General features: G+C 43.6%; 17 protein-coding genes, 1 tRNA gene and 1 pseudogene. 13 read left to right on the top strand and 6 right to left on the bottom strand.

Going from position 1 to position 22958, the window contains the following annotated elements:
* The first annotated feature begins 98 nt into the window (after positions 1-98).
* The 9 genes and pseudogenes from DWZ47_RS19920 to DWZ47_RS19880 all read left to right on the top strand — a co-directional run bounded on the left by DWZ47_RS19920 (position 99) and on the right by DWZ47_RS19880 (position 9867).
* On the top strand, positions 99-1949 hold the full coding sequence (locus tag DWZ47_RS19920) for a sensor histidine kinase (RefSeq protein ID WP_004311374.1): 1851 nt from the start codon (positions 99-101) through the stop codon (positions 1947-1949).
* Positions 1946-3902: pseudogene (locus DWZ47_RS19915) on the top strand (histidine kinase dimerization/phospho-acceptor domain-containing protein). The gene DWZ47_RS19920 and the pseudogene DWZ47_RS19915 overlap by 4 nt, the downstream one beginning before the upstream one ends.
* A gap of 39 nt (positions 3903-3941) precedes the next feature.
* Positions 3942-5264 carry an MATE family efflux transporter gene (locus tag DWZ47_RS19910; protein WP_004300795.1) on the top strand — a complete coding sequence of 441 codons (1323 nt, stop codon included), beginning with the start codon at positions 3942-3944 and terminating at the stop codon, positions 5262-5264.
* 104 nt (positions 5265-5368) lie between these two features.
* Positions 5369-6691 (top strand): signal recognition particle protein, encoded by a 1323-nt coding sequence (ffh, locus tag DWZ47_RS19905; protein WP_004300796.1) that lies wholly within the window; start codon positions 5369-5371, stop codon positions 6689-6691.
* Positions 6692-6848: 157 nt separating this feature from the next.
* Positions 6849-7730, top strand: coding sequence for a bifunctional methylenetetrahydrofolate dehydrogenase/methenyltetrahydrofolate cyclohydrolase FolD (gene folD, locus DWZ47_RS19900; protein WP_004304330.1), 882 nt, complete (start codon positions 6849-6851; stop codon positions 7728-7730).
* On the top strand, positions 7727-8875 hold the full coding sequence (locus DWZ47_RS19895; RefSeq protein WP_117514374.1) for a CapA family protein: 1149 nt from the start codon (positions 7727-7729) through the stop codon (positions 8873-8875). The genes folD and DWZ47_RS19895 overlap by 4 nt, the downstream gene beginning before the upstream one ends.
* Positions 8876-8939: 64 nt before the next feature.
* A tRNA-His gene (locus DWZ47_RS19890) sits at positions 8940-9015 on the top strand.
* Positions 9016-9254: 239 nt separating this feature from the next.
* Positions 9255-9488 carry a PspC domain-containing protein gene (locus DWZ47_RS19885; RefSeq protein WP_004300799.1) on the top strand — a complete coding sequence of 78 codons (234 nt, stop codon included), beginning with the start codon at positions 9255-9257 and terminating at the stop codon, positions 9486-9488.
* Position 9489: 1 nt separating this feature from the next.
* Positions 9490-9867 (top strand): VOC family protein, encoded by a 378-nt coding sequence (locus tag DWZ47_RS19880; protein ID WP_117514372.1) that lies wholly within the window; start codon positions 9490-9492, stop codon positions 9865-9867.
* Here DWZ47_RS19880 and DWZ47_RS19875 read toward each other — a convergent pair.
* Positions 9859-11724: a DNA polymerase III subunit gamma/tau gene (locus tag DWZ47_RS19875; protein ID WP_117514370.1), complete on the bottom strand. Its 1866-nt coding sequence runs from the start codon at positions 11722-11724 to the stop codon at positions 9859-9861. The two genes, DWZ47_RS19880 and DWZ47_RS19875, sit on opposite strands and share 9 nt — an antisense overlap.
* A gap of 156 nt (positions 11725-11880) precedes the next feature.
* Between DWZ47_RS19875 and DWZ47_RS19870 the strand changes: the two genes are divergently transcribed.
* Complete coding sequence (locus DWZ47_RS19870) at positions 11881-12177, top strand: FtsB family cell division protein (protein ID WP_004300802.1); 297 nt, start codon at positions 11881-11883, stop codon at positions 12175-12177.
* Positions 12178-12180: 3 nt separating this feature from the next.
* Entirely contained in the window at positions 12181-12522 is a 342-nt protein-coding gene (locus tag DWZ47_RS19865) for a hypothetical protein (RefSeq protein WP_004300803.1), read from the top strand.
* 100 nt (positions 12523-12622) lie between these two features.
* Here DWZ47_RS19865 and DWZ47_RS19860 read toward each other — a convergent pair whose 3' ends face one another.
* Positions 12623-13225 carry an OmpH family outer membrane protein gene (locus tag DWZ47_RS19860; protein ID WP_004300804.1) on the bottom strand — a complete coding sequence of 201 codons (603 nt, stop codon included), beginning with the start codon at positions 13223-13225 and terminating at the stop codon, positions 12623-12625.
* Positions 13226-13252: 27 nt separating this feature from the next.
* Entirely contained in the window at positions 13253-13486 is a 234-nt protein-coding gene (locus DWZ47_RS19855; protein ID WP_004300805.1) for a hypothetical protein, read from the bottom strand.
* Positions 13487-13619: 133 nt separating this feature from the next.
* Between DWZ47_RS19855 and DWZ47_RS19850 the strand changes: the two genes are divergently transcribed.
* Positions 13620-15080 carry an aminoacyl-histidine dipeptidase gene (locus tag DWZ47_RS19850; protein WP_117514369.1) on the top strand — a complete coding sequence of 487 codons (1461 nt, stop codon included), beginning with the start codon at positions 13620-13622 and terminating at the stop codon, positions 15078-15080.
* Positions 15061-16260, top strand: coding sequence for an endonuclease (locus DWZ47_RS19845; protein WP_182281605.1), 1200 nt, complete (start codon positions 15061-15063; stop codon positions 16258-16260). The genes DWZ47_RS19850 and DWZ47_RS19845 overlap by 20 nt, the downstream gene beginning before the upstream one ends.
* A gap of 219 nt (positions 16261-16479) precedes the next feature.
* Here the strand turns inward: DWZ47_RS19845 and DWZ47_RS19840 are convergent, their stop codons facing one another.
* From DWZ47_RS19840 to DWZ47_RS19830, 3 genes are all read right to left on the bottom strand, one after another.
* A complete protein-coding gene (locus DWZ47_RS19840) occupies positions 16480-17655 on the bottom strand; it encodes a mechanosensitive ion channel family protein (RefSeq protein WP_117514365.1) in 1176 nt (391 codons plus the stop codon).
* A gap of 141 nt (positions 17656-17796) precedes the next feature.
* Positions 17797-19614: an alpha-L-fucosidase gene (locus DWZ47_RS19835; protein WP_004300809.1), complete on the bottom strand. Its 1818-nt coding sequence runs from the start codon at positions 19612-19614 to the stop codon at positions 17797-17799.
* Between the two features lie 144 nt (positions 19615-19758).
* Complete coding sequence (locus DWZ47_RS19830) at positions 19759-22845, bottom strand: glycoside hydrolase family 2 TIM barrel-domain containing protein (RefSeq protein ID WP_182281604.1); 3087 nt, start codon at positions 22843-22845, stop codon at positions 19759-19761.
* Positions 22846-22958: the final 113 nt, after the last annotated feature.

The following is a 22958-nucleotide window of genomic DNA, read 5'->3' as shown; positions in this document are numbered from 1 at the left end:
CTGGGCTTTGCGCATAAAAAAGGCTGTGTCAGCGTTTTGACACAACCTCTTTTAGTTCTTTTGCAGATAAACTTACAAGCAAGCAATTCTTATATCAGGTGAAAAAACACAGACGTCATATAATTGCAATAGTCGTAACCGCATTAATATCGGTCACCTTATATGCTGCACGTACAAATTCAGATCGTCTTTCTTTATTACAACCTTTACTTGAATACAATCATCCATTTAGTCCGGACGCCCCTGTCGACAGCATCATTGCCTGGGAAAAACTTTTAGAACCGGAATTACAAAAGGAACAACAATACCCACTCCTATTCCAGATAAATCTGCTGACCGTTCAAGCCTTAATCACAGAAGGCAACATCAGTCTCGCCATCAACCAGGCCAATCAGATGTACCAGAAAGCCAGAGAAATGGACTATCCTTTGGGAACAGCACTCGCATTACACGCCATTGGAAATACCTATTTAAGTTCGTCAACACCACAAGTTGCCATCAAATCGTATAAGGAAGCATTAGAAATCATTCAGAAACTCCCTCATGCCAACCAATATATCAAAACGATCTTGTCCCAATTTATCCTGACGAAGCTCAACTATCACCAAATGACAGATATAGAAGACAATATCCGGGAACTCGAATCTGTTATCAACAAGGATACGAATCCCCAAGACGATTTCCACCTTGTTTATTGTCAGGCATTCTATCGCATCCAGATGCATCATCTTCCGGAAGCATTAAACTATATACGACAAACCGAACAAATCAGCCGGCAACACCAGTACCCATATTTTCATTTAATGATTAAATACCTGTATTCACGCTACTACACTGAATCCAAAGAATACACGCAGGCACTAACCACACTTGACGAATTACTTTCGCATACCAAAGCAGCCAACTCATACAGATCCCTGCAAGTACTGAAAGATCGTGCACACATACTTACACTAATGGGAAACAGCAAGGAAGCATGTGAAGCTTATGAAATATTCAATACGTACAAAGACTCTTTGGACGCAATGAATTATATTCGCCAAATCAATGAATTGCACACCCTCTACCAAATAGATAAAAATGAACTGGACAACTTAAACAGACAGAAGACAATCCTCTACTGGAGCTGGTTCACCATCCTATTCATAGTCATACTGATTGTATTTTTCATCCTTTTGGTCAGACGAGGAAATAAAAAACTGCGCCAATCACAGCAGGAACTGGAAAAAGTGAAAAAGCAAGAAGAAAATTCCATCCGAACAAAGAGCCTTTTCCTTTCCAACATGAGCCATGAAATTCGCACGCCGCTCAATGCGTTGTCCGGCTTCTCCTCCATCCTGACGGAAGAATCCATCGACAACGAGACCCGGAAACAGTGTAGCGATATTATTCAGCAAAATTCAGAACTGTTACTCAAGCTGATTAACGACGTAATCGACTTGTCCAGTCTCGAAGTAGGCAAGATGAAATTCAAATATGAGCGATGTGATGCAGTGGCAATATGCAGAAACGTTATCGACATGGTTGAGAAAATAAAACAAACGAATGCTAACGTCCGTTTTTCGACCTCTCTCCATTCATTAGAATTGACGACAGACAATGCAAGGTTACAACAATTATTAATCAACCTTCTCATCAATGCAACCAAATTTACTCCGCAAGGTTCCATCACCATGGAACTGGAAAAACAGACAGAAGACATAGCACTGTTTTCCGTGACCGACACCGGTTGCGGTATCTCTCCGGAGAATCAGAATAAAATATTCAACCGTTTTGAGAAACTGAATGAAAATGCTCAAGGGACAGGACTCGGTCTGTCTATCTGCCAACTCATTATCGAGCAGCTGGGCGGCAAAATATGGATTGACTCCAATTATGAGGAAGGAGCCCGTTTCCTGTTCACACACCCCATTTACCATGAGCAACAAGGAAAGGAGGAAGCCGAATGAAACAAGTCCTGCTCCTGATCCTTCTATTATGCTGCACCCTCACCGGAAAAGCCAGCACCAAGATTGTTTTGGAATCCGACAGCCTGATAAAGGTGTTGGAAACATTACCGTACGATACGACACGGCTGAATGTTCTCAATCAAATCATCAGAATAGAACAAAACAACCAGCAATGTATCCAATATTCGGATGCATTAATGAAAGAAGCATTGCAACTGGGAAATGACAAATATGCCGGTCTGGCTGCTTACTACCATATTTTATACTATTACAATCGTAATAATCAAGACAGTGTAGCCAAATGGCTCACCATAATGGAGCCTCATGCCCGGAAATCAGATTTATGGAATTACTTCTTTGATGCCAAACGTTTCCAGATAGACCTGTACACATTCAACGAACAATACGAACTTGCTATCAACGAATCTCAAAAGATGCAACAGCAAGCCTCCCAAATGAATAGTAACCGGGGTAGTATGGCTGCCTATCAATGCTTGAGTAATGCATATATCGGCAGCCAGCGCTGGGATAAAGGAATAGAAGCACTGGAGACTGCCTACCAGCTACTCACTCCGACAGAAAATCCGGTGGTCCGTATCTCGGTATTGTCACAGTTAGTATCCGTTGTCAAAGAAAAGAAGGATAATAAAAAACTACTCAAATATTTGCAGGAACTGGAAAACACTCTTCATAACCACATCAGTGCAAACCCATCCTTAAAAGCGGGATTTGCCGATGTATACCTGTTCAATGAACTGTTCTACAGCTATTATTACCTGAATACCCATCAGCCGCAACAAGCCTATGAACATCTCGTAAAATCTAAAGAATATCTGGACGAGAATACTTATTTCATGTATAAAGTACTCTATTTCGACACATTTGCCAAATATTACCAGGCAATTGGAGCCTACCAACAGGCATCGGATTATATCGACACGACACTGACGATGTTGAAGAAAGACTTCACAAGCGACTATGCCGAACAGCTACTCGAAAAGGCCAGAATATGGAAACAGGCAGGGCAAAGCGGAAAAGCCATCCCCCTGTATGAGCAGGCACTTGCCATCAAAGACTCGACAGCCACTGTACTCTCAAACAATCAGATGGCACAGATACAAAGCAAATACAATATCGAAAAAAACAGAACTGGATCAAAAAAGGGAAAACAACCGGATCCAGCTCACCTATCTGATCTTTATATTTGTTATCCTGATTCTGCTTTTTATCTTTATGGCACGACTCTTTATGGTACGGAAGGCACTCAAATACGCGGAAAACGAAATCCGGAAAACAACAGAAAACGTGCGGAAGACCAATGAAATAAAAAATCGCTTCCTGTCCAACATGAGCTATAACATCCGTACCCCACTCAACAATGTGGTCGGTTTCTCACAACTCATAGCCAGCGAACCCAATATAGACAAGGAAATAAGGCAAGAATACTCAAACATCATCCACAAAAGTTCGGAGAAGTTAATGAGACTTGTCAATGACGTTCTCGACTTATCCCGTTTGGAAGCTCAGATGATGAAGTTCCAGTTGCAAGACTATGATGCCACTACCCTATGCAAGGAAGCATGCAGCATGGCGCAGATGAGGAACGAAGAAACAGGTATCCAGATTGAATTTTCCAGCGAAACGGACGCCCAAATTCATACCGATATAATGCGACTGACACAGGCCTTGATTAGCGTACTGGTGTACCCACAAGAACACCGGCAAGCACGAATCATCCGGTTCACATTAAGCCAGAATGAAGACATGCTTTGTTTCCGGATCACTAATTCACCTTTGGCAGACCATGCATTCGTATCACAGGAAACCATCATCCGGCATGATATCAACCTGTTGTTACTAAAACATTTCGGAGGAAACTATCTCGTCAACGATAAAACTCCCGGAGGTCCGGAAATTGTTTTCATCTACCCCATCGTTTCCGAATCGAAATAAAGCACTATCTTTGCAAAGTGTAAACTTAAACACTTAATTATGTACACCAACAAACAGATTTGGAGTGTCAGTTATCCGATACTACTAAGCTTGCTGGCACAAAATGTCATCAATGTCACCGACACAGCATTCCTCGGACACGTGAGTGAAGTAGCCCTTGGAGCATCAGCTATGGGCGGGTTATTCTATATATGCGTATTCACCATCGCATTCGGATTCAGTACCGGTTCGCAGATAGTCATCGCACGACGCAATGGCGAAGGACGCTATTCGGATGTCGGTCCCGTCATGATTCAAGGAATCATGTTCCTGTTCGTCATGGCCCTGCTGCTATTCGGATTCACCAAAGCATTCGGTGGAAACATCATGCGTTTGCTAGTTTCTTCAGAATCCATCTACGAAGGAACAATGGAGTTTCTGAACTGGCGTATTTACGGATTCTTTTTCTCTTTTATCAATGTCATGTTCCGGGCATTGTACATCGGCATTACACGCACTAAAGTGCTAACCATCAATGCTATTGTCATGGCATTAACTAATGTCGTACTGGACTATGCATTAATTTTCGGAAAGTTCGGTTTGCCGGAAATGGGTATCAAAGGGGCTGCTATTGCTTCCGTATTGGCAGAAGCCTCCTCCATTCTCTTTTTCGTCATCTATACGTATGCCACGGTCGATTTAAAGAAATACGGTATGAACCGCCTGCGCACATTCGACCCAGCATTGCTGATGCGGATTCTTAGTATCTCCTGCTTCACCATGCTGCAATATTTCCTGTCGATGGCTACCTGGTTCGTTTTCTTCGTAGCCGTAGAACGGTTGGGACAACGGGAACTGGCGATTGCCAATATCGTCCGGAGTATTTATGTCGTATTGCTGATTCCGGTCAACGCACTGGCTACGACTACCAACAGTCTTGTCAGCAATGCTATTGGTGCAGGAGGCATCCAGCACGTGATGCCGCTCATTAATAAAATTGCGCGTTTCTCCTTTTTCATCATGCTGGGGTTAGTAGCGGTATCGGCACTGTTTCCGCAATTCCTGCTCTCCATTTACACTAGTGAAGCTGCGCTCATTACGGAATCCGTACCCTCGGTATATGTAATTTGTTGCGCCATGCTTATCGCATCCGTAGCCAACGTGGTGTTTAACGGTATCTCCGGAACAGGAAATACACAGGCAGCCCTGTTGCTCGAAACGATTACAATTATCATCTACGGATCATACATCATTTTCATCGGAATGTGGCTGAAAGCACCGATCGAAATTTGCTTTACGATTGAGATTGTGTATTATAGCTTGCTGTTGATAACAAGTTATATTTATCTCAAAAAAGCAAAATGGCAGAATAAAAAGATATAAATACAAGAGATTTTTGTACATTTGCAAGCTCAAATAAAGAGTAGACGGAAAAGTCCCTCTTTCGGCCAAGTAAATTGTAATTAGTAATTCGTAATTAAATAACTATGTTCGATAATTTAAGTGAAAGACTAGAACGGTCATTCAAGATTCTGAAAGGTGAAGGCAAAATCACCGAAATCAACGTGGCGGAGACGCTGAAAGACGTACGTAAAGCACTTCTCGACGCCGACGTAAACTACAAGGTGGCAAAGAATTTCACGGATACAGTGAAAGAAAAAGCGCTTGGCCAGAACGTTCTTACGGCTGTGAAGCCAAGCCAATTGATGGTGAAAATCGTGCATGATGAACTTACACAATTGATGGGTGGAGAGACAGCCGAGATCAACATCGACGCCCGTCCGGCAGTTATCCTGATGTCAGGTTTGCAGGGTTCGGGTAAGACCACCTTCTCCGGTAAACTGGCACGAATGCTGAAAACCAAGAAGAACCGTAAGCCATTATTGGTGGCTTGTGACGTTTACCGTCCGGCAGCTATCGAACAGTTACGTGTATTGGCAGAACAGATTGAAGTACCGATGTACTGCGAACTGGACAGCAAGAATCCGGTAGAAATCGCACAACACGCCATTCAGGAAGCCAAAGCCAAAGGATACGACCTCGTTATCGTCGATACAGCCGGACGTCTGGCAGTAGACGAGCAGATGATGAACGAGATCGCCGCTATCAAAAAAGCAATCAACCCGGACGAAATTCTGTTCGTGGTAGACTCCATGACCGGTCAGGACGCTGTAAACACAGCTAAAGAATTCAATGAACGTCTGGACTTCAACGGTGTGGTACTGACCAAACTCGATGGTGATACCCGCGGTGGTGCGGCTCTTTCTATCCGTTCGGTAGTGAACAAACCGATTAAATTCGTAGGTACAGGTGAAAAGCTGGAAGCAATCGATCAGTTCCACCCTGCCCGTATGGCCGACCGTATTCTCGGTATGGGTGACATCGTTTCATTGGTAGAACGCGCACAGGAACAATACGATGAAGAAGAAGCCAAACGCTTACAGAAGAAAATTGCCAAAAACCAATTCGACTTCAACGACTTCCTTAGCCAGATTGCACAAATCAAGAAAATGGGTAATCTGAAAGACCTCGCTTCCATGATTCCGGGAGTAGGAAAAGCAATCAAAGATATTGATATTGACGACAATGCTTTCAAGAGCATCGAAGCCATCATTTATTCCATGACTCCGGCAGAACGTTCCAATCCGGAAATACTGAACGGTTCACGCCGTACGCGTATCGCCAAAGGTAGCGGAACGACTATCCAAGAAGTGAATCGCCTATTGAAACAGTTCGACCAGACACGCAAAATGATGAAAATGGTGACTAGCAGCAAAATGGGTAAGATGATGCCTAAGATGAAAAAGTAATCATTCTGTAGATCCAAATCTAATGATAAGTAAAAAGAGGGAGTTTCGGCTCCCTCTTTTTTTTATCCCCCCCATCTCTTGACAAAAATTCCAATCCCTTTGGAGAGTTCAGTTATTTATTTTACTTTTGTCCATCACCAATAAATACTCTGAAAATATGACTCTGATAGACGGAAAAGCAATTTCCGAACAAGTAAAACAAGAGATTGCAGCCGAAGTAGCCGAAATGGTGGCTCATGGCGAAAAACGCCCGCACCTGGCCGCTATTCTTGTAGGACACGATGGTGGTAGCGAGACTTATGTAGCTGCCAAAGTAAAAGCCTGTGAAGTATGTGGATTCAAGTCTTCCCTCATCCGTTATGAAAGTGACGTGACCGAAGAAGAACTGCTTGCCAAAGTACGTGAACTAAACGAAGACAACGACGTGGACGGCTTTATCGTACAACTTCCCTTACCCAAGCATATCTCCGAACAGAAAGTAATCGAAACAATTGATTACCGTAAAGACGTAGACGGTTTCCATCCGATCAACGTAGGCCGTATGTCCATCGGGCTTCCGTGTTATGTATCCGCTACTCCCAACGGCATTCTCGAATTGTTGAAACGTTATAACATAGAAACTTCCGGAAAAAAGTGCGTCGTACTCGGACGCAGCAATATTGTCGGCAAACCGATGGCTGCCCTGATGATGCAGAAAGCCTATCCGGGCGATGCCACAGTAACCGTATGCCACAGCCGTAGCAGAGACCTGGTAAAAGAATGTCAGGAAGCTGATATTATTATCGCTGCTTTGGGACAACCGAACTTTGTAAAAGCCGAAATGGTGAAAGAAGGCGCGGTAGTTATTGACGTAGGTACTACCCGTGTGCCGGATGCAACCAAGAAATCAGGTTTTAAACTGACCGGCGACGTGAAGTTTGACGAAGTTGCACCGAAATGCTCATTCATCACTCCCGTACCGGGCGGTGTTGGACCAATGACGATTGTATCGTTAATGAAAAATACACTCTTAGCTGGTAAGAAAGCTATTTATCAATGAGACATACCCTGTTTCTGATGATTTTGCTTCTCTCTTTGTCCTGCACCTCCCGGTCGCAGGCAAAGAGAGATTCTATCATTGACACCCTGTCGGACAGCCTTTCCGACAGCATCTTCCCCACCGACACCCTACGCCTCCTTTTCGTAGGTGACCTCATGCAACATCAGGGACAAATCAACGCTGCACGAACATCAACCGGCTATGATTACTCCACATGCTTTGCGTATGTCAAAGAAGAAATAAAGAAAGCCGACCTCTCCATCGCCAACCTGGAAGTGACATTAGGAGGCAAACCTTACAAAGGTTATCCTGCTTTCAGCGCGCCGGACGAATTTCTGACCGCAATTCACGATGCAGGTTTCAATGTTTTAGTGACTGCCAACAACCACAGTCTCGATCGTGGTAAATCCGGACTGGAGAGAACCATTCAATTAATAGACTCTTTAAAGGTTCCACACGCAGGCACGTATATCAACGCTGATGAACGCGAAAAGAAATATCCTCTTTTATTAGAAAAGAACGGATTCCGCATCGCCCTGCTCAACTACACGTATGGAACAAACGGCATCCCCGTTACCCCTCCTAATATCGTGAACTATATCGATACAGCCATCATCGCCAAAGATATTGAAGAGAGTAAAGCAATGAAGCCGGATGCTATCATAGCTTGTATGCATTGGGGAATCGAATACCAGTCACTCCCGGACAAAGAGCAAAAATTCCTCGCCGACTGGCTGATTGAAAAAGGAGTAAACCATATCATCGGCTCCCATCCTCACGTAGTTCAGCCCATCGAAGTTCGCACAGACAGCCTGACGAATGACAAACATCTCGTAGTCTATTCGCTGGGAAATTATATTTCCAATATGTCCGCCCGCCGCACTGACGGAGGACTGATGGTAAGAATGGAATTAGTAAAAGACAGCACTGTCCGCCTCAATAATTGTGATTATAGTTTAGTATGGACAGCCCGTCCCATTCAATCAGGAAAAAAAAATCATCAATTGCTCCCAGTCAATTTGCCGATTGATTCAATTCCTTTACAAGCATGTAACTCTCTGAAAATCTTTGTAAATGATGCGCGAACCCTTTTCAGCAAGCACAATCGGGGAATAAAAGAATATACTTTTTTCGAAAAAAAATAGCAGAATCTTTTGGAAATTAGAAGATAATATCTATCTTTGCACCGCGTTAGAGAAACGCAAACATGGTGGATGTAGTTCAGTTGGTTAGAGCGTCAGATTGTGGTTCTGAATGTCGCCGGTTCGAGTCCGGTCTTCCACCCAACAAAAACCCTTGTAAGTTAAATACTTATGAGGGTTTTCTGCTTTCAGGAAATAGGCATCTTAGAGAGCAAATCATGCTAAATCCTACCTAATATTCCTTGTTGTTGGTCTATTGTTGACCCCAAATTAAGTAAGTTAAAATGCTAACAAATAATACATAAATCTTTCCGTTTAACCCATAAACCAAATATATTCTCTATATTTGTGTAGCATTTGCATTAAAAGAACATAGTATATCATGGAAAATGAAAAGAAATTAACCCGCTCTTCCAATCGAATGATTGCAGGTGTATGTGCCGGAATAGCCGAATATTTCGGATGGGATGCTACTTTATTGAGAATAGTATATATATTGGCTACATTCTTCACTGCTTTCGCCGGAGTGATTATATATATTATCTTGTGGATTGTCATGCCGGGAAGAAAACCTTCAGACGGATATGAAGACCGCATGAATCAACGCCTACATTGATATGAAAATCAAGAATATCGACCATATCGTCATACCGGTGTCCGATATAGATAAAAGCCTACATTTCTACACAGAAGTCCTGGGAATGGAAGCCGATACAAGCAACCAACGCTTTGCCGTCAAGTTCGGTAATCAGAAAATCAATCTTCACGTAGGAAAAGCACAGTTCCTTCCTGCTGCCAAGCATCCTGCTTTCGGAAGTGCGGACATCTGTTTACTTACAGGAGGAAACATAGAGGAAATAAAAGTCGAAGTAGAATCCAAAGGAATAGAAATAGAAGTCGGTATAGTCCAGCGTCAAGGTGCGCAGGGTGCCATCCGGAGTATTTATTTCAGAGATCCGGATGGTAATCTGATAGAAGTAAGTACATTAATATAATTCCAGCCCGAACTCATCTTTCAGTTGCATCAATGCCTGATTCTTTTGAGCCATCATCTGGAATTTCTCGACACGTCCCACAGGACGTACTGTTTCTGTTGCCTCACTTACCCGCACTGTCATCATCACTTTACTGTTCTTCAGTCTGCCGCGAAGATAATCCTGCAATTCGGGAATCAAAGCTGTAAAATCCTTTGCAGCAAACTCATTATCAACCACCACTTCAAAAGTAGTTGAGTTGTTAAGCAACGCCGGACGGAGCATCTGCATACGTTTTGCAAGAGCATCCTGTTCTTTCGGCAACTGGCCGGCATACTCCTGCCAATAATAATTCAAATCCCGGTCATTGAACATAAAATCCTCTTCCGGTTGTTGCACCTTAGGAACATAAGTTGTAGTCGCATTCTGCGATACTTGGTCACGCTGCGGATTCTTGATAGATACCCCCAAGCTGGACATCTTCATCACGGGAATTTTTCGTTCTTCCTTGGCAGTCTGAGCAACTCCCGCTCCTTGTGACGGAGCAGACGAAGCCGCACCAGGAGAAGCCGGTGCTCCCGGTTGCACAGCCGCAGAAGCCTGCAGATGCTGGGCAGTAGTCCCATTAGCAACCTGTGTTGTAACTGAAGACGGAGACGAATGAACTGGAGCCTGCTGAACCTGAGTGCCAGAAGCTACCTGCGGCTGCTGTGCTGCGGCAGGCTGAGTGAATACGGGTTTTATAGTCTTCTTAGGGCCACGCCCACCACTCACGTCATCCCCCTCGGTGGTAAGCTGTGCAACCTGTATCAAGGTCAGTTCTACCAGCAAACGCTTATTTTTGCTGATGCGGTAATTCAAATCGCACTCATTACACAGCTTCATAGCCCGGTACAAGAAAGGTAACGGACATTTCTGCGCCTGTTCCTGATAACGTTGGCGTATGCTCGCTCCCACTTCCAGCAAAGGCAATGTCACCGGGTCTTTCCCGACCAACAAGTCACGGAAATGAGACGACAATCCGGTAATAAAGTGACTTCCGTCAAAACCTTTATTCAATATATCATTGAAAAGCAACAATGCGTCGCTCACCTTGTTTTCGAGGAAGCAATCCGTCAGACGGAAATAATATTCATAATCAAGTACGTTCAGATTATCAATCACACTCTTATAGGTGATATTTCCTCCGGTGAAACTAACCACCTGATCGAAGATAGACAATGCATCACGCATACCACCGTCCGCCTTCATGGCTATCACGTTCAGCGCTTCCGGCTCTGCCGTGATTCCTTCTTTCGAAGCAACATACGACAGATGATTCACCGTATCTTCCACGCTTATCCGGTTAAAGTCATAAATCTGACAACGTGAAAGAATGGTAGGAAGAATCTTATGCTTCTCCGTCGTAGCCAGAATAAAAATCGCATGACGGGGAGGTTCTTCCAGCGTTTTCAGGAACGCATTGAAAGCAGATGCCGAGAGCATGTGCACCTCGTCGATGATATATACCTTATACTTACCAATCTGTGGCGGGATACGCACTTGCTCCACCAACTGGCGAATGTCATCCACCGAGTTATTAGAAGCAGCATCGAGTTCGTGAATATTATATGACCGCTGTTCGTTGAAAGCTACACATGACTCACACTGATTGCAAGCCTCTCCGTCAGCGGTAGGCGTCATACAATTAATGGTTTTGGCAAAGATACGCGCGCAAGTCGTTTTTCCTACCCCGCGCGGTCCGCAAAACAAATAAGCATGAGCCAGTTTTTGGGTAGCAATTGCATTTTTCAGCGTAGTAGTCAACGCCCGCTGCCCCACCACCGATTCGAACGTGGACGGACGGTATTTACGGGCTGAAACAATATAGTTTTCCATATCCGGGATTCTCTCTGTTTTTGAAATTTCGCTTATTCTGCAAATGTACACAAAAAAAGTGATAAGTAATAAGGGATAAAGAGAGAAGTTTTGAAGCCGAAGCGATAAGTTTTTAAGTTATTAGTTTTATCTTTGCAGATATTAAAAGGAGAAATTATGGGTAAACTAATCAGTATCTGGAGTTTCATATGCAGACGCAAGTACCTCATTACGGTCGTTGCATTTGCTGTTATCATTGGCTTTCTGGACGAGAACAGCCTGGTTCGTCGTTTCGGATATGAACGGGAAATCAGCCAGTTGAAAGAAGAGATAGAAAAGTACCGGGCAGATTACGAAGAGAACACCAAACGTCTCAACGAAATAAGTACCAATCCGGACGCCATCGAACAGATCGCCCGTGAAAAGTATCTGATGAAGAAACCCAACGAAGATATTTACGTTTTTGAAGATTAAAGAATGAAACAATTAGTACCCGCCCTTTTCACCGCAGGCGCCATAATGGCTCTCACCGGAGCAGCTGTGTTTATTACCGGATGGATATACGCTCCTTACATATATACTGTTGGAGCCGGATGTATCGCATTGGCACAAGTGAACACACCCGTCAAAGGAAAGAGCAAAACATTGAAACGCCTGCGTGTTCAGCAGATATTCGGTGCACTGGCACTTATCCTGACCGGAGCCTTCATGTTTACCACACGAGGCAATGAATGGATTGCCTGCCTCACAGTTGCTGCCATCCTCGAACTTTACACCGCTTTCCGTATTCCACAGGAAGAAGAAAAAGAAAGGTCATAAAAAAAGCCCGTTCATAGCTTTTCAGTCTTGAACAGGCATCACTTTTTTTAATTCGATAATGTTCCGTCCTTTTATAAAGAACGGAACAGTTTTATATCATTTATTTCTTCACAGGTGAATATCTTGCATTCAACCCGTCAACAATTTCTTTTGTAATATTGAAAGTGCTGTCAGCATAAAGCAGGTTATCGAAACCAGTGTTGCTGAAGATCAGGCTATATCCGTGAGTCTTATTATATTCTTTCAGGAAAGCGTTGATAGAATCGCGGAACTGCAAGCTATTCTTGTTGTTCTCTTCCATCAAACCATTCTGAAGTTTGTTGCTCAACTCTTGCAAATCTTGTTCCAACTTCACCAGACGGTTGTACTCTTGCTGCGCTCTATCTTGTGACAGGAAAGCGTTGTTTTCAACTTTCTTCTGAAAATCTTGCTTTTCCTTGTTCAAAGAGGTAGCCTTCTGATTCAATGTCATACGAACGTTTTCGCTCTTCTTTACCATCGCCTCATTCAAGTCAATACAGAAATTGTATTTGGCAAGCAGCGTATCTATTTCAACATAGGCAATTTTCATTCCTGACAGTTCGGCATTAGCCTGAGCCGGAGCATTGGTAGTTTGATTGTCAGTTTTGCCAGCACATTGTGAAAATAAAACGATAAACGCAAGAGCAGCCAAACCGTTCATGAGGTAGTTCATTCTATTCATAATTAATAAGTATTGTTTTTAATAAATTTAATTCATACTATCGTTCAAGGCTTTTTCCAACTCGTTAATAGAAAAACGCGGCTTCTTTTGTGCTTCGCGATCTTGCGACTGTGCGCATCCGATTCCTTTCTGACGCAACGCTTTATTCCCACTCACGTGACCATTCGGGAACTTCCCACCCTTCGTAAAGAATACTTTCACCCCTAATAATACCAGGGAAATAGCAACTATTAACAAAGTTATCAGTATAGTCTCAACCATTTCTATTAATTTTGTGAGTGCAAAGATAGGCTTTAATGAGATATGAGTTCAGATAAGTCAATCAAATTAACCATATTTAGCAATAGAAGAAGCGAAAACAACCCTTCTATTCCTATTATAAAATAGAAACAGCATGGAAAAAAAAGACTTAAAGCCGGCTGGCGTATTCAAGTATTTCGAAGAAATCTGCCAAGTGCCACGCCCTTCGAAGAAGGAAGAGAAAATGATTGCCTACCTGAAGGCATTCGGAGCAAAACATAATCTGGAAACCAAGGTGGACGAAGCCGGCAATGTATTGATTAAAAAGCCCGCTACTCCGGGAAAAGAAAATCTTCAAACCGTCGTTCTGCAATCGCATATCGACATGGTGTGCGAAAAGAATAACGATGTTCAACACGACTTCCTCACCGATCCCATCGAAACGGAAATTGACGGTGAATGGCTGAAAGCCAAAGGCACAACCCTCGGAGCCGACAACGGTATCGGTGTAGCTACCGAGCTGGCTATCCTGGCTGACGACAACATTGAGCACGGTCCGCTGGAATGCCTGTTTACCGTAGACGAAGAAACCGGACTGACCGGAGCTTTTGCCCTGCAAGAAGGTTTTATGAGCGGTGACATCCTTCTGAACCTCGATTCGGAAGATGAAGGGGAAATCTTTATCGGATGTGCCGGAGGTATTGACTCCGTTGCAGAATTTACTTATAAGGAAGTGGAAGTTCTCGCCGGATATTTCTTCTTCAAGGTGGAAGTGAAAGGGTTGAAAGGCGGTCACTCCGGTGGTGACATTCATTTGGGACGGGGCAATGCCAACAAAATACTGAACCGTTTTCTTTCACGCATGGCTGGCAGACATGATCTGTACCTTTGTGAAATCAACGGAGGTAATCTGCGTAACGCTATTCCCCGCGAGGCTTATGCAATTTGTGCAGTTCCCGAAGATGCCAAGCATGATGTCCGCACCGAACTGAATATTTTCACCAGCGAAATGGAAGACGAATTATCTGTTGTAGAACCTGACTTAAAGTTGGTACTCGAATCGGAAGCTCCCCGTAAGATAGCTATCGACCAGGATACCACTACCTGCTTATTAAAAGCTCTGTATGCAGCTCCTCACGGTGTATATGCTATGAGCCAGGATATTCCCGGACTGGTGGAAACGTCTACCAATCTGGCATCTGTCAAGATGAAACCGAATCATATCATCCGTATTGAAACCAGTCAGCGAAGCTCGATACTATCCGCACGCAACGATATGGCGAACACGGTTAGGGCCGTATTCCAACTGGCAGGAGCTAATGTTACGTTCGGTGAAGGTTATCCGGGATGGAAACCGAATCCGCACTCGGCTATCCTCGAAGTGGCAGTTGAATCTTACAAGCGTCTATTTGGTGTAGATGCGAAAGTTAAAGCCATCCATGCAGGATTGGAATGTGGTCTGTTCCTTGATAAATATCCAACGCTGGATATGATCTCTTTCGGACCGACACTGACAGGTGTTCATTCTCCTGACGAACGAATGCTTATTCCTACTGTAGAAAAGTTCTGGAAACACCTGTTGGACATCCTGGCACATGTACCTGCCAAGAAGTAGCGGGCAAATAAGTCAACATAAAGAAGAGTATGGTAACAGTCAAAAAAGAATAGCTGTTATCGTACTCTTTTTTACTATGATTTTATCAGGTGTAAGTTTCCTCGCTCCTTCCAATATCATTGCACAAGAGGTTCACAGCAGACAAGCCTCCTCTCAACAAGAAAGAATCTCTTTCCGTGTTGTAAGTTGGAACATAGAAAACCTGTTCGACACACACCACGACAGTCTGAAGAACGATCATGAATATCTTCCCGATGCGATACGTCATTGGAATTATAGCAGATATAAGAAAAAACTGGCTGATGTTGCCCGTGTAATTACTGCTATTGGCGAATGGAATCCTCCCGCATTAGTTGGATTATGTGAAGTAGAAAATGATACAGTGCTTCGTGACCTTACCCGTCGTTCTCCTTTAAAAGAGCTCAGCTATCGTTATGTAATGACCAACTCCCCTGATTTAAGAGGAATTGACGTAGCCTTGCTTTATCAACGGGATCTATTCAAACTATTATCTTCCCGTTCCATCTCCATTCCTCCGTTTAAGCAGCACCGTCCGACAAGAGATTTGCTACACGTCAGCGGGCTTCTACTGGCGGGAGATACACTCGACGTATTTGTCTGCCACTTCCCCAGCCGTTCGGGTGGAGCCAAAGAATCGGAACCTTATCGTTTATATGTAGCTCACATACTGCGTACGGAAGTCGATAGCATTATGAATATTCGTTCTCATCCGCAAGCCATTATCATGGGGGATTTCAACGATTACCCGACGAATCAGTCCATTCTGAAAATACTGAAAGCCGAAGCGCCTCCTGTTAAAACCAATGACCTAGCTTCAACAACCGACTCCGCCAACGCCTCAACAGTTACCCTCTCCTCACTAAAACTATATCATCTACTTGCCCGAAAAGCAAAATCAAAAAACTTCGGTTCTTACAAATTTCGTGGTGAATGGGGATTACTCGACCACTTGATTGTATCAGGCACGCTATTAAATCAATCAAATCACTTTTTCACTAGCGAAGAAAAAGCAAATGTATGCCTTCTCCCTTTTTTACTGAAAGACGACGAAAAATATGGTGACAAAGAACCTTTCCGCACTTATAAGGGAATGAAATATCAAGGAGGCATCAGTGACCATCTTCCTATCTACACAGACTTTGAATTGATTGTATATTAATTATGGCAAACGATAGTAGCCAATATTATCAGGTTATTACAAATAAAGATAGTCAACCATTATCAGAGAAGTACAAACGCCGCTACAGCATACTCTGACAAGAGACTATTCTCACTACGATGAGAAATATAACGCCTCATCATAGCTTCATAAATTAAATTATCAAACAAGAGTTCCGAACTTCTATTTCTCCATGTCCTCTATGATGCAAATGATGAATTAGTCCGAATACTGATAAACCTTCAAATCGAACTTCGGAACCATTGCCAGCAAATGGTCGAAGATATCCGACTGAATACGCTCGTATTCTTTCCAGACCTTATTGCGGGAGAAGAAATAAACCTGAATAGGTACTCCGTACATCGTAGCTTCTTTCTGACTGATAATCAAATCCAACTCCTGATTGACCACAGGCAGACTACACAAATAGCGTTCAATATATACCCTGTACACTTGAGAATTGGTAGGAACGACTCCTTCTTCCGGCTGATAATCCGCCATTAATGGAATTTCTTTCCGGTAACAGTCCAACATTTCCGGAGTACAGAATTGAAGTGTAGTCAAATCCAAAGTTATACTCTTCATCACCCGTCGTCCTCCCGACTGTGTCATTCCCCGCCAATTCTGAAAAGGACTGCTCACTAATGTATAAGGAGGAATAGTGGAAATGGTATTATCAAAATTCTGGATCTTAACTGTATTCAGCGTTATTTCCTGTACAATGCCATTTGCGTCACCGGAAGGAAGCGTCACCCAGTCCCCCGGACGAACCATATCGTTGGCAGAAAGCTGGATACCCGCCACAAAACCTAATATGGAATCTTTGAATACTAACATTAAAATAGCCGCTGAAGCGCCCAAGCCCGCAAACAAAGTAGCCGGAGACTTATTCACGATAATAGCAATGATTACAATCCCGCCAACAAAGAAAAGAAGCACCTGCAACACTTGGATAAAACCTTTCATCGGGCGGTCTTTCATCGACTCTCTTCCGTCATAGATATCCATTATCATCAACAGAATCCCATTTATAGCCAATAGTAAAGAGAAAATAATATAAATGACGCACGTCTTCTGGGAAATCAGCAACAGCTCTTTTCCACGGATAAAAGCCATCGGCAACAACGAATAAACCAGAAAAGCCGGGATGGTATGAATCAAATTATGAAATACCCTACGCTTCATCAACAATGTATTCCATTGATGAGGTTTACGTCTCGTATACTGTTTCATACCTCCAATAAGAATTGCCTGGCAAAGATAATTCAAAACGATAGCAACCACTATCATCAGTAAAGCCATAATAGTCTCATCAAAACGATCGGCAACAGCCGGATCTATTCCCCAATTAATGAGGGTTTTATTCATCCATTTTCCTAAATCTACTACTAACATAACTTCTGTCTTTTTTTATAAATAACAGTAAAATATTCATTTGGTTTAGAAAAAAAGAGACTAGTATCCGATTTATCAAGAATCAAGACACCGGTCTCCACTGCTACTCTCTAAGCATATCATTTTTCGATGAGGGCTCCATCAGGGAATCACCATCACCCCTATTTCATTCATATTTACTTTAGCAACGGTAGCATCAGGTGTAGTGGCCTCCAGTTTAATGAAACGTGCCTGTACTTTCTGACTGAAAGCAACCGTCTGTGGCAACGGATTATGCATAATATTGCTGAACTCTCCACTGGCAGGCACTTCTTTCCAGCTCTTACCATCCATGCTTACAAAGAATTGATAACGGAATGCCATCGTCGGCTTTACCTCCGCTTTTGAAGGCGCGTACGTGAAACTGCTCAATGTTACCGTCTTCCCCAAATCAATCGTTAATGGAGAAGCAGCAACCTGTTTCCATCCGGAACGCGGCAAATTATTCCAGTCTTCTTTCGTTGTTTCTTCCTGCAAAGGTTCTGCATAATAAGCGGCAACCTGACTAACGTAAGCAGTCAACCGGCACTCGTCTATTCTCACCCGGAGCTTATTGGCATTAACTGCCGGAAAGCGCAACATACGTTTATATCCTATCGTCGTACCTTTTCCTACTTCTTTCCAGCCATTATCCGTCAAGGCTTCCACAGTAAAAGCCTCTACCCTCTGCCCTTTCGTTATATCTTCCTGCAACATGACCAGATTGATTTCCGATTTGGACTTCAAGGCATAGACAGCCTCACCGCCCGAAGTAGTGCTCCAGTATTTTCTTCCGTTTTTCACCCGGTTGTCAGCAAACGTTTGTTGCCGATAATCAGCAAACTCTTTCAACCGCTTGATATCAGCTTCATGAATCAGTCCCCTCCGGTCAGGTGGAATATTCAGTAGAAGCACTGAATTATATCCTACCGACTGGAAATAAATATCTGATAAATGCTTCAAAGATTTCACTTTACCATCTTCCTCCGCATGATAGAACCATCCCGGACGGATAGATACGTCGACTTCCGAAGGATACCAGAATAATTCCGTAGCTTTCTCCAATATCTTACGACTTCCCAAATCCTCTGCTTTACTGAAAACACCCAAACGTTTGTTGTTCTCTTGTGAACGGGCATATATACCGGGAGTCAACACAGTTGCGTTCCATTCCGTTTCACGGCCTACTCCTTTCTCGTTTCCGACCCAGCGGACATCATCCCCCATAATTGCCATCACAGCTTTGGGTTGGAGGCGTTGGATGGTTTGGTAAAAAGCGTCCCAGTCATACACTTGCTTCTTTCCGTTCGGACCTTCTCCATTCGCCCCGTCGAACCAGACTTCATGTACTTCACCATAATTGGTGAGCAATTCCGTCAATTGCCGAATAAAAAAATCATTGTAACGGGGAGAGTCTCCATAACATTCCGCATTCCGGTCCCAGGGAGAAAGATATACTCCAAACTTCATATCATATTTGTCACAGGCAGCACGAAGTTCTTTCACTACATCGCCTTGTCCGTTTTTCCAAGGAGAAGAGGCCACGGAATGTTTGGTAGTAGCCGTTGGCCAAAGGCAGAAACCGTCGTGATGTTTTGCAGTCAGAAGCACCATTTTAAAGCCGGCTTCCTTGAGGGTACGTACCCATTGTTCAGCATCCAGTTCCGAAGGATTAAAGAGCGCGGGATCTTCTTTCCCGTCCCCCCATTCACGTCCGGTAAAGGTGTTGATACCAAAATGAAGGAAAGCTGTTAATTCCATTTGTTGCCAAGCGTATTGCTGTGGAGTAGGTACCAGACGCGCTGCCATATCAACCTTCTGTTCGATAGTTGCACTTTGAGGAAATTCAACATGCTTCACATAGTAATTTTCTTTTTTCTGCGCCTGCGCTCCACTCATGAGAGTAACAGACAATAAAAGAGAGGTTAGTAGTTTATTCATGGTCTATTAATTATTGCAATCGTACAAAGATAAAATAAAGGTGCAGATTTCACGATCCTCATGGAATATTTTCTTACGACATTCCATCCATTCAGTGTAACCCCCACCTTTATATATAATCTAAATAACCTATTGATTTAGTATCTATTTCACCGGATAAAGGGTAAATTCAAAACTCTGTTTCTTTAATGGAACCAAGTATTGCGGTAATACTCCGGGACCACAAGTAGCCGTTCCCACACCTGCCTGTTCAGCATCCAGATGCACTGTCAGCAATCCATCGCGTTCCAGTTCATTGATATGGCGGGCCTTCTCTAATAATACATCCGAAAAAGGAATGATACTAAACTGGAAAGCACGATCCGACTCAACAAAGATACCTTCGCCGGAAGTATCTCCCAACTTCACCCAACGTACATCGGTGCGGTTGCCTGTAGATTGCGGAGCAACATAATAGTGGAACATCCGTTCCGGTGTGGTCTGATATACACCGATTTTACCGGACTGATTGCGGTCAATATAGGTTTCATTATCTCCACGTCCCAAGTAAGAAACCTGATCGTAGGCGTTCGACACACGGAACGTCAATCCTAGGCGTGCCATTGATTTCACAATGGTCGTGTCGGGTTGGAAAGTTGTATGTACTTTCAGTGCACCGTTTCTATCCAGTGAATAAACAAAGTCAGCAATTCCTACCCTTTGCGTTTTTGCATTTAGGATTTCTACACGGGCAGTGGTCGAAGTCTTACTTTCCTTCAATGACACTACTTTCTGGGTCAGACAATCCAATCCCGCATCACGCCACAAGCGTGCGCCGTTCTTATCCCGGTTGTCATTATCCGTTACCGGGCGGTAAAGGCTCAATGTCAGCGGAGTAGCCAATAATTCTTTGCCGTTCAGGTTCAATGAAGTCAGTGCGCCAGTTTGCTTATCAACGGTGAAAGTCGTTTCACCTGCTTTGTGCGGACGGTAGCCTGTGTAGTTCTTATTACCGGCAAATACAAACTGGTCGTATGCCACCTCCCAATCCTTATCTATCATTGAAGAAGCTTCACGACGGGTCCAGCTGATATTCAAATAAGCCTCACGGACTGTATTCGGAAGTTTTACAGCACCCAAAGTAACATCAACAGTAGCGTGCGGTGCACAATCAACCGTTTTTGTACCTTCCGCCAAAATCTTGCCATTATCTGCCGTCACATTCCAGTTCAGTACATACTCATTCAAGTTAGAGAAATCATACCAGTTCTTGACACGGATAGTCAGATTCTTCTGATTCGCCAGCGTTACTTTTATGTTCTGATATACTTTCTTTACTTCGAGCAAATGCGGGTGCGGTTCACGGTTGGCGCCCACCAAACCGTTACAGCAGAAGTTTCCGAAACTTGGAATTCCTTCCGGTCCGTAATCACCGCCATACGTCCAGTACCATTTACCGTTCTTGTCTATTTCGCGGAATGACTGATCCACCCAGTCCCAAACGCAGCCACCTTGTGCCATCGGATTGTTTTCAAATACGTCCCAGTATTCTTTCAGTCCGCCGCAACTGTTGCCCATCGCATGAAGATATTCACAAAGAATGAAAGGGCGGTAGATGTCTTTCTCTTTTACGTATGCTTTGATATCGTCTACACTGCGGTACATACGACAGTAAATATCCGTATTATAGTTCAATTCGGCACGTTCATACTGTACAGGGCGAGTTTTCTCTACCGATTTCAGCCAGTCATAAGTACGTTCGAAGTTAATTCCGTTTCCTGCTTCATTTCCCAATGACCAGATAACGATAGCCGGGTGATTCTTAGAACGTTCATACATCCGGTGAGTACGATCCATGTGCGCAGTCAGCCAGGTACTATCCTTGGCTAGGGAAGCAGGACCATATCCCATTCCGTGAGATTCGATGTTTGCCTCATCAATCATGTACAAACCGTAACGGTCGCAAAGTTGATACCAGTAAGGATGCGTAGGATAATGCGAGTTACGCACCATGTTGATGTTGTGCTGCTTCATCAGTTTGATGTCCAGTTCCATCAGCTCCTTGCTCACGGTACGTCCCAGTTGAGAATGCTCGTGTCGGTTGGTTCCCTTCACCAATACCGGAACGCCGTTGATGCAGAAACGTCCGTCTTTGATTTCCGAGGTACGGAAACCGACTTCACAACCAGTCAGTTCGGTTACCTTGCCTTGTTCATCCTTCAGTTCGAGTATTAATGTGTAAAGATGAGGATGCTCTGCACTCCAAGCCTTTACATCGGGAATATTCTTTTCATCAAACGTGATAAAATTGCTCAATCCGCGGGATTTTATCCGGATAGCATCCTGCAGGACAGCTTTACCATTGGCGTCTTTCAGGGTATAAGCAATAGAAGTAGCTCCAGATATAGCAGAATGTCCCTCTACGGTCACTTCAAGTCCGAAAATACCATCTTTGTATTTCTCTTTTTCTAAAGAAGCATTCAGTTTATAATCCGCAATGTACTGTTTGGGAGTACTGTAAAGATACACGTCACGTTCGATACCACTCAAACGCCACATATCCTGACATTCCAGATAAGCACCCGAACTCCAGCGATACACTTCCAAAGCAACCACATTTTCGCCTTCATTGAGGACATCTGTAATATCCCATTCGGCAGCCGTCTTTGATCCCTGATTATATCCAAGTAATTTTCCATTCACCCATACATAATAGAAAGAAATGACTCCTTCACAACACAGTACTACCCTGCGTCCTTTCCAGTCGGCAGGCACTTTGAAGGTACGTCGGTAGGAGCCGACTTCATTCTCCGCATAAGGCACCAGCGGCGGATTCTTCTTGAAGTTGAACATTTTATCATCAAACTCATACGTTTCGTTGACATAGATAGCCGTGCCATACCCCTGGCGTTCCCAGTTACCGGGCACATTGATATCCGCCCATCCTCCTGTATAATAAGAAGGTTGGTAAAAGTCCTTCGGACGATTATCGGGATTCTTCACCCAATGGAATTTCCACTTTCCATTGAGACTCATATAAAAAGGAGACTGTTCATACCCTCCCGGCTTTTCAATGTCGGAAGCGTTGGCATAAGGCCATACGTATGTGTGAGGAGCGAGTTTGTTCAGTCCCACCGCATACTGGCTTTGCCATTCGGGCAACGGTTGTTGCTGCGCTAAAGTGAAAGTAGCAGTCAGTCCTGACAATAGAACTAAAAGAGTTCGTTTCTTTAAGCTAATATTCATAAGCATGTCATCATAATTGGTTTATATAATAAATTAGGCACAGATTAAGCTGATTGACGCTATTATTTTATATACTCATCATTCTAAAAACCGTGAAATTCGTGTAATCCGTCTCTAAT

This window comes from Bacteroides sp. AF32-8BH (assembly GCF_003435205.1).
Lineage (GTDB): Bacteria > Bacteroidota > Bacteroidia > Bacteroidales > Bacteroidaceae > Bacteroides > Bacteroides ovatus.
This window is presented reverse-complemented; position numbering and strand designations above follow the sequence as displayed.